Origin of the sequence: Lacrimispora sphenoides, from assembly GCF_900105215.1 — a bacterium.
Lineage (GTDB): Bacteria > Bacillota > Clostridia > Lachnospirales > Lachnospiraceae > Lacrimispora > Lacrimispora sphenoides_A.
This window is the reverse complement of the sequence record NZ_FOIP01000001.1, coordinates 3,039,986-3,052,706: the sequence shown is the minus strand read 5'-3', so window position 1 is coordinate 3,052,706 and position 12,721 is coordinate 3,039,986. Positions and strand designations below refer to the sequence as shown.

Here is a 12,721-nt window from a genome sequence, read left to right as displayed (position 1 = left end):
TATGAGATACACATAAAGGAGGATATCATTTATGAAATTGAAAAAAGTATTTGCAATCACTCTTGCAGCATGTTTGAGCGCCAGCATGGTCGCCGGCTGCAGCACTGGTTCCTCGTCTTCTGCCTCTGGCGGCGAAAAGGTCGTTAAGATCGGCGTGTTCGAACCTACTACCGGAGAAAACGGAGGGGGTGGGTTCCAGGAGCTCCTGGGAATGCGCTATGCAAAGCAGACCCATCCAACGGTTAAAATCGGAGGGGAAGAATACAAGGTGGAACTGGTGGAAGTGGATAACAAATCCGATAAAACGGAAGCAGTCAACGCTGCACAGAAGCTTGTGAGCGAAAAGGTTTCCGTTGTGCTTGGAAGCTATGGTTCCGGTGTTTCCATTGCAGCAGGACAGATATTTGCAGATGCCAAAATTCCTGCCATAGGCGCCTCCTGTACCAACCCTCAGGTAACCCAGGGAAATGATTTCTATTTCCGGGTATGTTTCCTGGATCCGTTCCAGGGTACGGTCATGGCCAACTACGCCAATGACAACGGGGCAAAGACGGCTGCCGTCATCACCCAGTTAGGAGATGATTATTCCTCCGGCCTTGGATCCTTCTTCAAAACAGCATTCACAGGCTTAGGCGGCAATATTGTCAGCGAAGAACAGTTCCAGACCAATCAGACCGATTTTAAGGCAATCCTTACAAACATCAAGGCTCAGAATCCTGATATCATTTTTGCACCATCTTCCATTACTACGGCTCCTCTTATCATCAAGCAGGCCCGTGAACTTGGAATTACAGCTACCATCGCTGCCGGTGATACCTGGGAGAACTCCACAATCATCGAAAATGCAGGCAGCTCTGCACAAGGCGTTGTCCTTTCTACCTTCTTTGACGAAGCAGAACCAGCCAACGAGGAGGCTGCTGCCTTTATCTCCGGCTTTAAGGCTTACTTAAAGGAAAATAAGCAGGACGAAATCATCCCGGCTGTATCTGCACTCGGCTATGATTCTTATCTCTGCGCATTAAAGGCCATTGAAACCGCTGGCTCCACAGACGGCACCGCAATCCGTGATGCATTAAAGGGCGTATCCATTGACGGCGTTACCGGAAGCATATCCTTTGATGAAAATGGAGATGCCAAGAAAGACATGGCGTTCATAAAGACCATTGAAAACGGAAAATTTAAATTCTTAACGACTACTACGGTTAAATAATAACTAAGATACCGTGACAATGCAGTCATTACCAGATGAGTGGGGACGTATTTCCTTCCCCACTCGTTCCATTTGCGGGATCAATGAGCTGAATAAAAATATATGCAGGTTTATTCGGTGAATGCCGCGTGATTCATTACATATTTCATACTCAACAGATAGGAGGCATTTCGCCACATGAGTCTTACAACCTTTTTACAGCAGTGCCTGACCGGTATCTCCCTGGGCGGCGCTTATGCGCTGATTGCCATTGGTTATACCTTGGTTTACGGTATCCTGCGGCTCATCAACTTCGCCCACGGCGATATCTTCATGATGGCCGGTTATTTTATGATATTTGCCATGGCAAGTTTTCCATGGTACATTTCCATTCCAGTGGTTTTACTGGTCACCGTACTATTAGGCGTATCCATTGAACGGGTGGCTTACCGCCCCTTACGTACCGCACCCAGAATGTCCGTCATGATTTCTGCTATCGGTGTCTCCTACCTTTTGCAGAATCTGGCTACCTATCTGTTCACAGCTCTGCCAAAGGGATATCCGGAAATTCCGTTTCTTAAGAAGATCTACCAGATCGGCGGTCTTTCCGCATCCTTTGTAACATTCTTAACGCCGGTCCTGACACTTGTCGTTGTTTATGGGCTTATCACCCTGATCAATAAGACAAAAATCGGCATGGCCATGCGCGCAGTCGCAAAGGATTATGATACTGCCGCCCTTATGGGAATCAAGATCAACCGCATCATCACCATTACCTTTGCCATTGGCTCCCTTTTAGCCGCCGTCGGCTCCGTGCTTTATTTTACGGACCGAATGACCGTATTCCCGTTCTCCGGCTCCCTGCCTGGCTTAAAATGCTTTGTTGCCGCAGTATTCGGCGGTATCGGCAGCATTCCAGGCGCCGTGATCGGAGGCTTTATCCTTGGCCTTGGCGAAACCGCCCTGGTAGCTATGGGATATTCCACCTTCAGCGACGCATTTACCTTTGTTCTGCTAATCATCATTCTCCTGATCAAGCCTACTGGACTGTTCGGCGAGAAGACGACCGATAAAGTGTGAGGTGCCCCCTATGAAGAAAAATGCAGTTTCCAAAAACAAACTTTATACTCTGGCCGCTCTTTTAGTCATCATCGGCCTGCTGGCTTTTTTACAGGCTAATAGCGCCCAGTACAGCTATCAGATCTCCATCCTGGAGCGAAGTGCCATCTACGCAGTGGTTGCCGTTTCCATGAACCTGCTTACCGGCTTTACGGGATTATTCTCCTTAGGCCAGGCCGGTTTTATGGCGATCGGAGCCTATACCGTAGCCATCCTTACCATTCCGGTTGAGAGCAGAGCCAGCGTTTACTATGTAAACGGCATCTCTCCTGCTATCGCGAACTTACACTGCCCTTATTGGCTGGCCTTAATTATCGCAGGACTCCTTGCCGCAGCCATGGCCGCCCTTATCGGCATTCCTGTTCTCCGGTTAAAAAGTGATTATCTGGCTATTGCAACCCTGGGCTTTTCCGAGATCATCCGGGCTGTCATTGCGGCTCCCCAGTTAGACAAGATCACCAACGGTTCTTACGGATTAAAAAGCATTCCCGGGTTTCCTAACCTTTTTACAGCCTTTGGGCTCCCGGCCCTTTGCATCCTTTTAATGGTCCTACTCATTAATTCCTCCTACGGACGCGCATTTAAGGCCCTCCGTGAAGATGAAGTGGCTGCCCAGGCCATGGGACTTAACTTATTCCGTTATAAGGAGCTGGCCTTTGTCATCTCTTCCTTTTTCACAGGCGTAGGCGGAGGGCTTCTGGCCATATTCATGCGCTCCATTGATTCGAAGACTTTTTCCATCAACTTAACCTACGATATCCTGTTAATCGTAGTCCTTGGAGGAATCGGAAGCATTACGGGAAGCGTCATCGGCGCCTTTCTGGTCACTGCGGGAAGGGAATGGCTTCGTTTCTTTGATAATCCGTTGGTTATCGGAGGATTTGAAGTACCACTGTTCCGTTCCGGTTTCCGCATGGTCATCTTTTCTATTTTATTGATGATGGTGGTGCTTTTCTACCGCCGCGGGATCATGGGCAGCAATGAATTTTCCTGGGAGGGGCTTGGTCGGCTTATCCGAAGTATTCCATCCAGGCTGAAGAGAAAAAGCAAAGCACAGAAGGGAGATAACGCATAATGTCAAACACGGCAAAAACTCCAATTAACGTGCTCCACATGCAGGACATTACCATGCAGTTCGGCGGTGTTGTGGCCGTAAACGGTCTGACCCTTGACGTAAACCAGGGAGAAATCGTGGCCTTAATCGGTCCCAACGGTGCTGGAAAGACAACCGCATTTAACTGTGTTACCGGTATTTATGAGCCAACCTACGGGCAGGTGGACTTTATGGGAGAAACCATTCTTTCCAATACCCCAAAGGGAAAAATGAAGAAAAACTATCTGGGAGAAGTAACGCCAGGTCCAATTTCAGTGATCAGCAGCACGCCTGATGTGATTACAAAAGGAGGCATTGCACGTACCTTCCAGAACATCCGCCTTTTCGGACAGCTGACCGTATTTGACAATGTGCTCATCGCAAAGCACATGCGTGCCAAACAGAATGTATTTTCCGCAACTCTTCGGTTAAACCGCAGGGAAGAGGAACGGATGCGGGTGGAAACCGCTGCCCTTTTAGAGGAACAAAACCTGCTTCATTTAAAGGATGAAATTGCAACCTCCCTTCCCTACGGCTTACAGAGGCGCTTAGAAATCGCCAGAGCCCTTGCAACGGAACCAAAACTTCTGCTGCTTGACGAGCCGGCTGCAGGCATGAATCCCCAGGAAACCCAGGAATTAACAGATTTTATTAAACAGATCCGGGATTCTTACCATCTTACCGTATTCATGATCGAGCACCATATGGATCTGGTCATGCAGATTTCCGACCGCATCTATGTTCTGGATTTCGGTAAGCTGATCGCACAGGGAACGCCGGAGGATATCCAGAACAATGAACGGGTAATTGAAGCATATCTGGGGGTGAGCGACGATGCTGAAGATTGATAACTTGCGAGTGAATTACGGCGGAATTGAAGCCGTTAAGGGAATTTCCTTTGAAGTGCCGGATAAGAGCATTGTGACCCTGATCGGGGCCAATGGAGCCGGAAAAAGCACGACCTTAAAATCTATTGTCGGTCTGGTAAAGCCATCAGCCGGGAGCAGTATCACCCTGGATGGGGAGGAACTGATCGGCAAGGATACTCCGGATATTATATCCAGGGGAATTGCCCTGGTACCGGAAGGACGCCATGTGTTTCCGGATATGACCGTTATTGAAAATATCAAGATCGGAGCCTATTTAAGAAATGACGATCTTAAGGAGGATATCGACTGGATTTATGATTTATTTCCCCGGTTAAAAGAAAGGAGCTGGCAGCTTTCCGGTACCCTTTCAGGAGGCGAGCAGCAGATGCTGGCAGTTGCCAGGGCTCTTATGAGCCAGCCAAAGATCCTCATGATGGATGAACCTTCACTGGGTCTTGCTCCGCTGATTGTAAAGGATATCTTCTCTATTATCCGGGAGATCAACAAAAAAGGTGTAACCGTTCTTCTCATCGAACAAAATGCCAATATGGCCCTTCATACGGCTGATATCGGCTACGTTCTGGAAACCGGGCGGATCACCTTGACAGGGTCCGGGAAAAAGCTGTTGGCCGATGAATCGGTAATAGCAGCTTATCTTGGAAAAAAGAAGAATTAAAAACAAAGGTTGCAGACAGGAGACCCCTTTCATACGGGGCGTCAATCTGCAACCTTTATTTTTATTTTTAAATATCATTGTCATGGAATCACCCGCCGTATGGTGACTGGCTTTCTGTAATTCCAGGTGGAGATTTTGATCCCACTCCTGCGGTTTGCCGCATGGACGATTTTTCCCTTTCCAATATACATGGCCACATGGTCGATTTGCCTTCCGCTTGCATAGAACAGCAAGTCGCCAGGCTCCATGCTGGACGCTGGTATGACTTCTCCCTCTTCGGCCTGCTGCCTGGAGGTACGGTCTAAATGAACTCCTGCGGCATGCTCCATCACATACTGGACAAAACCGGAGCAGTCCGCCCCTGTATTAGGATTGGTGCCGCCCCATCGATATGGGTTCCCCACAAACCCGACCGCATAGTTTACAACCTGATTGCGAAGGTCACTGTTTTTTTCCGCTTCAGGTATGGTAAATGCGATTGTGGCATTTTCTGGTACATAGGCATAGGCTGTCTGACCATTATATTGGATTTTTGCCCATCCCCCGTTATGGGAGATAAAAGGATATGTTTCACCCTCATGAATCTTGCCCAGTACTTCAGAATCCGTATTCGGTTTGCTGCGGACCCGAAGGGTTTCAGTGTCTACCCGGAGCATCAGCTTCATGTTATAGTAGGCAATTGCTCTGGCATCTTGTCCGGTGGCCAGATATTTTCCGTATACATATCCGGTTACTTGCCCTGACTTTATTTTATACCAGCCATTTTCTTCTGACAGCACACTGCTGCCGGCATGGTTTCTCAATTTCCCCACGATTTCCGCATCATTCTTTGGTTCTTTTCTGATGTTCAAGGAATCCTCCACCACACTCACCCCAAGATTCTGAAAGATTGAGTTGAAGGTTCCATACCTCATTTTTTCCTGCGTAAGACCGGCCGGCGTTTCCGTTCCCTCCTGTTTCATGGATTCCTGATATTGATCCATGTAGACCGAAATGCCTGCTACTGGCGAACCGGTCTTAAGGTTAGGTTCTGATTTTGCGGCCTGTACATCTGCTGTTCCTATCCATACGGCACTGCCGCATGCTATAGCAAAGCCTAGTACCTTCCATGCTTTGTCAGTCATATGCACTTTCCTTCGCAAGTTATGGCCTTTCCTTTACAAATGAGTGATTTGCTGATCTGAAAGGTCTTTTAAATACCGCATCCCGTATTCTCTATCCTTCCCGATCTGTGCTTTTAATTGTTCCAGCCCTTCAAATTTCCGTTCAGGACGGACAAAATGCAAAAGCTGTACTTCTATAGTCTTTCCATATATATCCTCATTTATACCATAAATAAAGGTTTCTGCTACAACAGGTGAATTTCCCTCCACCGTGGGCTTTCTTCCGATATTCGTAATGCCCCCATAATAAGTACCGTCCACATATACTTTGGACACATACACGCCGAATAAAGGAAGGTGTTTCTCCGGCGAAGGCAGAATATTGGCCGTTGGAAATCCAAGAACCGCTCCTCCAATATGGTTGCCGTGGACCACGGTTCCATGTATGGCATATGGCTCTCCCAAAAGCTCGTTGGCCTTTTCCATATTTCCGGCATCCAGCTGCTCTCTGATGTAGGTACTGCTGATATCCCGGTGGTCATCCTGCTCTTTCGGAATAACGATCAGTTCATAACCATACCGGTCTTTCCACTGGTAAAGGCTGTCCGCATTTCCCGCTCCCTGGTACCCAAAGGTACAATCCGTACCAACTACGATGATCCTGGCATTCATCTGGCCTGCCAGAACAAGCTCTACGAATTCCTCCGGCTCCATATGCGAGGTTTCCTCTGTAAAAGGGTATTCCACCAGATAATCGATGCCGATCTTCTCCAGATTGTTTTTTCTCTCCAGATTGGTAGTAATGGCCTTTTGGGGGCTTCCTGTCATGAGGGTAATGGGGGCCATATCAAAGGTAAGGACAGCCGTTTTATACCCTTTGGCTGCCTTTAGCTCTCCCATCCGCTTTAACAGCTTCTGGTGGCCTCTGTGGCGTCCGTCGAATTTTCCCAGGGTTACGATTGCAGGCTCTTCAATCTGAAATTCTCTGGTTCCGGTTATATATTCCATGATTCATTTCCTCTTTTCTGCCCGGTTTCTCAGGGCATATAGGGATCCCTGGAAGGGGTTTCCTCTTTCCTGCCCTACTTTCCGGGCAAAAGGTATGCCTTAAGGCGTTCCTCCCAGAAATACCTTTTGAGGCTTAAGAAGCTCCTTCTCCCTGTCAGGTACGTAAACTCCAATAAACTGGTTCCTGCTGTCATATACTCTTACAGGTCCGTCAGGTAACATAGAATCTCCCTCCGCCTGATTCCTGTAAAAGGGGTTCCCATTGTGCACCAGCTTGTCAAAATCCTGTTTCATCTTAAGTGCCGGATATTCCGAAAACACCTTGTCCACAGCAAGAATATGATTCTCCAGGGTTCCATCATCCCGAAGCTCCTCGATCTGTGCCAGGGTCAGGCTGTCCTCTAAACAAAACCCGGAAACCTGGGTGCGGAGAAGGGATTCCATGCACCCTCCGCAGCCAAGCTTTCTCCCGATGTCATAGCAAAGGGTTCTGATATAGGTTCCCTTGGAACAGGTTACAGTCATGGTAACCCGGGGGAGCTGGATCCGGTCTACAGTAATCTCTAAAATCTCCACAGGCCTGGCTTTCCGCTCCACTTCTTTTCCGGCTCTGGCCAGTTCATAAAGCTTTTTTCCATCCACCTTTAGCGCAGAATACATGGGTGGTATCTGATCGTAATGACCAAGAAAGCTGAGTACGGCTTCCTTCACCTGGGCCTCATCTGCCTTGACCGGATATTCCTTAAGAATTTCTCCCGTAGTATCCTGGGTATCAGTTTCCCTGCCCAGAAGCAGGACCGCCTCATAGGTTTTGGTCTTATCTGTCAGCATATCGCAAAGCTTCGTCGCCTTTCCCAGGCATACGGGTAATACTCCCTCTGCCATAGGATCCAGGGTTCCTGTATGCCCTATTTTTTTCTGCTTTAAAATACCTCTCATTTTCGCCACAACGTCATGAGAGGTAAATCCTTTTTCCTTGTATACATTGATGATGCCGTCTGCCATTGATCCGTCTCCTAGTTAAGCTGTTTTGCAATCTGATTTGACAGATTGTTGATCACATCATGAACACTTCCTGCCATGGTACAGCCGGCCGCTTTCTTATGACCGCCGCCGCCGAAATAAACGGCAATTTTGCTCACATCAAGATCCGTGGTAGAGCGCAGACTCACCTTATACTCCCTGCATGAGATTTCATACATGAATATGGCACATTCCACACCCTCGGTGATTCGAAGCTGATCAATGATTCCATCCATATCAGCACCGGTAACATCGTAGAAATCCATTTCCTTTTTGCTGATGGCACTGAAAATGCAACGGTTGTCGTGAAAGGTTATGCTCTCTAATAAAGCCCTTCCCAGAATCTGATTCTGGATATAGGTCTTCCGGTAAAAACTTTCATCGATGATCTTTGAAAAGTCGATTCCCTTTTCCATCAGCTTCCCTGCAATTTCCATCGTCCTTTTTGAAGTGCAGTCGTATTTAAACACTCCGGTATCATGGATAATTCCGGTATAAATGCATTCTGCTATTTCCCTGGTAATCTTATTTTCATCTAAGAGGCCGTAAAGCACCTCGCAGGTCGAACTTGAATCATCCTGTACAATATTCTCTTTTGCGTATCTTAAATTGGTAACGTGGTGATCCACACAGAGACTTTTTTTTGCGGTATTTAAGAACTTTGCTGCCTCCCCAAACCGGAGCGTATCACTGCTGTCAAGGCAAACACAGAGATCATATTCCTTATCCTCTGAAAAGTCACTGACAATGCGGTCAAAATTCCTGAGATAATCAAATTTGGAAGGAGGGGTCTCAAGATAAACCACCGCTTCCACTTGCGGATGATGCTGTTCCAGATAGTTGTAAGCCGCCAGACAGGAACCAACGCAGTCCCCGTCCGGACGGACATGACCCATGATTGCTACCGTTTTCACATCTTCAAGCACTGTGTCAAAAAAACTCACAAGGGCACCTCCCTAATCTCTGATATCTTTTGTTACCTCGTCTATTAATTTGGACATATTAACTCCATATTCAATGGACTGATCCAAAATAAACTTGATCTCCGGGGTGTTGCGAAGGTTTACTCTCCTTGCTAATTCACGGCGGATGTAACCTTCTGCACTTTTTAATCCTTCAATGGTAGCCTTACCGGCCTCCTCATCTCCCAGAATACTGATGAATGCCTTACAGTATTTTAAATCCGGGGTAACTGAAACGTCAACCACGGTAGTCATGGGATGGATTCTTGGATCTTTGATTTCCAGACGGATGATCTCACTTAACTCCCTCTGGACCTCCATGTTGATTCTGGTATTCTTTATACTGTTTTTACGCATGTTATTCCTTTCGCATTTTGTCCGCAGTTTCAAAAAGACCAGCCCGCATTACGGGCTCATCTTTTCAAAATTCCAGGATGCAGGTTCCTAGCGGGGAACCTCAACCATGGCATATGCTTCAATCATATCGTCTTCCTGAATATCATTAAATTTCTCAAATACAAGGCCGCACTCATAACCTGTTGCAACTTCCTTCACATCATCCTTAAATCTCTTTAAGGAAGCCAGAGGACCATCGTAGGTCTGCTCTCCGGCACGTGTGATGCGGACGCTGCAGCCTCTCTGGAACTTACCGTCCATTACATAGGAGCCTGCAATGGTACCTACTCCGGATGCCTTAAAGGTCTGGCGCACAATTGCGTGGCCGATGATCTTCTCTTCAAATATCGGATCAAGCATGCCCTTCATCGCTGCCTCTACATCCTCAATAGCCTGATAGATTACCTTGTAAAGTCTCATATCCACTTTTTCCCGGTCTGCAATGGATTTTGCAGTTACATCAGGCCTTACGTTAAAGCCGATGATGATCGCATTGGATGCGGAAGCCAGGGAAACGTCAGACTCATTAATTGCGCCTACGCCTCCGTGAATCACCTTTACCATAACCTCTTCGTTAGACAGCTTCACAAGGCTCTGCTTTACCGCTTCCACGGAACCCTGTACATCTGCTTTCACGATAAGCGGAAGCTCCTTGATGTTGCCGGCTTTGATCTGACTGAATAAATCATCCAGTGATAACTTAGCCTTTGTATCTTCCAGTAATTTATTCTTACCTTCGGAAATAAATGTCTCAGCAAAGGTTCTTGCTTCTTTTTCATTTTCGGTTCCAACCAGGACTTCGCCTGCATTTGGAACGTCATTAAGTCCTAAAATTTCAACCGGTGTGGATGGACCTGCCTCTTTTACTCTGCGGCCCTTATCATCCATCATGGCACGGACTTTTCCGTAACAGGAACCAGCGGTAACCGTGTCACCTACCCGAAGGGTTCCCTTCTGTACCAGTACAGTAGCTACCGGCCCTTTGCCCTTATCAAGTTCGGCCTCAATAATAAGACCTCTTGCCCGGCGGTTCGGATTTGCCTTTAATTCCTTTACTTCTGAGGTTAGAAGGATCATTTCCAGAAGTTCTTTGATGCCATCCTTTGTATGGGCAGAAACCGGAACAAATATGGTACTTCCGCCCCAGTCCTCAGGAATCAGTTCATATTCAGATAATTCCTGCTTTACCTTGTCAATATTGGCACTTGGTTTATCAATCTTATTAATGGCGACAATGATCTCCACTTCAGCTGCCTTGGCATGGTTGATTGCCTCCACAGTCTGAGGCATCACACCGTCATCAGCTGCTACTACAAGAATTGCGATATCAGTAGACTGAGCACCTCTCATACGCATAGCGGTAAAGGCCTCGTGTCCCGGAGTATCCAAAAATGTGATCTTTTCTCCGTTTACTTCAACGGTATAAGCACCAATATGCTGCGTGATCCCGCCTGCCTCTCTGGAGGTTACATGGCTTTGGCGGATCGCATCAAGAAGGGATGTTTTACCATGGTCAACATGGCCCATAACGCAGACTACCGGCGGTCTGGAAACCTTATCTGCCTCATTTTCATCAGCCTCTTTCAGCAGTTCTTCAATAACATCTATTTTTATTTCTTTCTCGCAGAGAACATCATATCCCAAAGCGATCTCTTCCGCCTGGTCATAATCGATTTCCGTATTAAGAGTAACGATTTTACCCTGTAAGAACAGCTTCTTTACAATGGCAGATGGCTGAAGCTTCATCTTCTCAGCCAGTTCCTTAATCGTCATGATATCTGGGAGAGTTATGGTCTTTATCTCTTCTACCTTAGGCTCTACATGCACCGGAGGCTGAACCGGATACGGCTTTCCACCTTTGCCCTGTGCTCTTTTCTTAGCCTCGTCATCTTTATCTCTCTTATCAAATCTGCCATTTTTATAAGTGTTCTTTGCAGCCCTGTTGCTGGTAGGCTTTGCCTGGATTGGAGTATCAAAGGAACCTGTCTTAGGACCAGCATCTCTGCCTGTACGTTGTCCCTGTGGTCTTCCGTCACGGTTACCCTGGTAGCCTCCCTGGCCCTGTGGTCTTCCGTCACGGTTGCCCTGGTAGCCTCCCTGGCCCTGCGGTCTTCCGTCACGGTTACCCTGGTAGCCTCCCTGGCCCTGTGGTCTTCCGTCACGGTTACCCTGATAGCCTCCCTGACCCTGTGGTCTTCCATCACGGTTGCCCTGATAGCCTCCCTGGCCCTGTGGTCTTCCATCACGGTTACCCTGGTAGCCACCGCCCTGCGGTCTTCCGTCGCGGTTGCCCTGGTAGCCTCCCTGACCCTGTGGTCTTCCGTCACGGTTACCCTGGTAGCCTCCCTGGCCCTGTGGTCTTCCGTCACGATTGCCCTGATAGCCTCCCTGACCCTGTGGTCTTCCATCACGGTTGCCCTGGTAGCCTCCCTGGCCCTGTGGTCTTCCATCACGGTTGCCCTGGTAGCCTCCCTGGCCCTGCGGTCTTCCATCACGATTGCCCTGGTAGCCTCCCTGGCCCTGTGGTCTTCCATCACGGTTGCCCTGATAACCTCCCTGGCCCTGTGGTCTTCCGTCACGGTTGCCCTGATAACCTCCCTGGCCCTGTGGTCTTCCGTCACGGTTGCCCTGGTAGCCTCCCTGGCCCTGTGGTCTTCCGTCACGGTTGCCCTGGTAGCCTCCCTGGCCCTGTGGTCTTCCGTCACGGTTGCCCTGGTAGCCTCCCTGGCCCTGCGGTCTTCCGTCACGATTGCCCTGATAACCTCCCTGGGGTCTTCCTTCACGGTTGTCACGGTTTCCCTGATAGCCTCCCTGAGGTCTTCCGTCACGGTTGTCGCGGTTGCCCTGGTAGCCTCCCTGGGGTCTTCCACCTTCCAGGTTTTCTGTATTCTGCTCTCTTGTTAATTCAGCTCCTGATAAAGACTGCTCTGAAACCTGACGATTTCTTGAATCTCCGTTCTGTCGGTCAGACTGAAAAGATCTTCCGCCCTGCGACTGGGAATGCTGTCCCTGAGGCTTCATCTGCGCATTCTGCGGTCTGAATACCGCCGCAATTTTTTTCTTCGGCGCATCGGAATCATCCCCATCCGGTGAATTGGATTGTACCGGAGCGGTTCCCCGGTTGTGGCCGCCTACTTCTTTTTTCACGATTGCCGCCTGCTCATCCGTGACGTTGGAAGAGCTCTTTAAATTTATATTATGTTTTTCCAAGATATCCAGTATCTCCTTACTACTGTCTTTTCCCAGTTCTTTTGCCAGATCATATACTCTCATGCTTTCCTCC

11 protein-coding genes are annotated in these 12,721 nt (G+C 48.3%); 5 read left to right on the top strand and 6 right to left on the bottom strand.

Annotation, left to right across the window (positions count from 1 at the left end; translation table 11 throughout):
* Nucleotides 1-31: 31 nt before the first annotated feature.
* The 5 genes from BMW45_RS13845 (at nucleotide 32) to BMW45_RS13825 (ending at nucleotide 4,946) form a co-directional block, all read left to right on the top strand.
* Nucleotides 32-1,210, top strand: coding sequence for an ABC transporter substrate-binding protein (locus BMW45_RS13845; RefSeq protein ID WP_092244615.1), 1,179 nt, complete (start codon nucleotides 32-34; stop codon nucleotides 1,208-1,210).
* Between the two features lie 177 nt (nucleotides 1,211-1,387).
* Nucleotides 1,388-2,269 carry a branched-chain amino acid ABC transporter permease gene (locus BMW45_RS13840; RefSeq protein WP_025234362.1) on the top strand — a complete coding sequence of 294 codons (882 nt, stop codon included), beginning with the start codon at nucleotides 1,388-1,390 and terminating at the stop codon, nucleotides 2,267-2,269.
* A 10-nt stretch (nucleotides 2,270-2,279) separates the two neighbouring features.
* On the top strand, nucleotides 2,280-3,383 hold the full coding sequence (locus BMW45_RS13835) for a branched-chain amino acid ABC transporter permease (protein ID WP_025234363.1): 1,104 nt from the start codon (nucleotides 2,280-2,282) through the stop codon (nucleotides 3,381-3,383).
* On the top strand, nucleotides 3,383-4,249 hold the full coding sequence (locus BMW45_RS13830; RefSeq protein ID WP_092244612.1) for an ABC transporter ATP-binding protein: 867 nt from the start codon (nucleotides 3,383-3,385) through the stop codon (nucleotides 4,247-4,249). The genes BMW45_RS13835 and BMW45_RS13830 overlap by 1 nt, the downstream gene beginning before the upstream one ends.
* A complete protein-coding gene (locus tag BMW45_RS13825; protein ID WP_092244609.1) occupies nucleotides 4,236-4,946 on the top strand; it encodes an ABC transporter ATP-binding protein in 711 nt (236 codons plus the stop codon). Before BMW45_RS13830 ends, BMW45_RS13825 begins: the two co-directional genes overlap by 14 nt.
* An 80-nt stretch (nucleotides 4,947-5,026) precedes the next feature.
* On the opposite strand, the gene BMW45_RS13820 is transcribed toward BMW45_RS13825, so the two are convergent.
* From BMW45_RS13820 to infB, 6 genes are all read right to left on the bottom strand, one after another.
* Nucleotides 5,027-6,070, bottom strand: coding sequence for a C40 family peptidase (locus tag BMW45_RS13820; RefSeq protein ID WP_092244606.1), 1,044 nt, complete (start codon nucleotides 6,068-6,070; stop codon nucleotides 5,027-5,029).
* A 33-nt stretch (nucleotides 6,071-6,103) separates the two neighbouring features.
* A complete protein-coding gene (locus BMW45_RS13815) occupies nucleotides 6,104-7,057 on the bottom strand; it encodes a bifunctional riboflavin kinase/FAD synthetase (protein ID WP_166433353.1) in 954 nt (317 codons plus the stop codon).
* Between the two features lie 99 nt (nucleotides 7,058-7,156).
* Nucleotides 7,157-8,062, bottom strand: coding sequence for a tRNA pseudouridine(55) synthase TruB (truB, locus tag BMW45_RS13810; RefSeq protein ID WP_092244600.1), 906 nt, complete (start codon nucleotides 8,060-8,062; stop codon nucleotides 7,157-7,159).
* Nucleotides 8,063-8,073: 11 nt separating this feature from the next.
* Nucleotides 8,074-9,024 carry a DHH family phosphoesterase gene (locus BMW45_RS13805; RefSeq protein ID WP_092244597.1) on the bottom strand — a complete coding sequence of 317 codons (951 nt, stop codon included), beginning with the start codon at nucleotides 9,022-9,024 and terminating at the stop codon, nucleotides 8,074-8,076.
* Between the two features lie 12 nt (nucleotides 9,025-9,036).
* Nucleotides 9,037-9,399, bottom strand: a complete 363-nt coding sequence (gene rbfA, locus BMW45_RS13800) for a 30S ribosome-binding factor RbfA (protein WP_025234370.1) — start codon at nucleotides 9,397-9,399, stop codon at nucleotides 9,037-9,039.
* A gap of 87 nt (nucleotides 9,400-9,486) precedes the next feature.
* Complete coding sequence (gene infB / locus BMW45_RS13795; RefSeq protein WP_092244594.1) at nucleotides 9,487-12,711, bottom strand: translation initiation factor IF-2; 3,225 nt, start codon at nucleotides 12,709-12,711, stop codon at nucleotides 9,487-9,489.
* Between the last annotated feature and the right edge of the window lie 10 nt (nucleotides 12,712-12,721).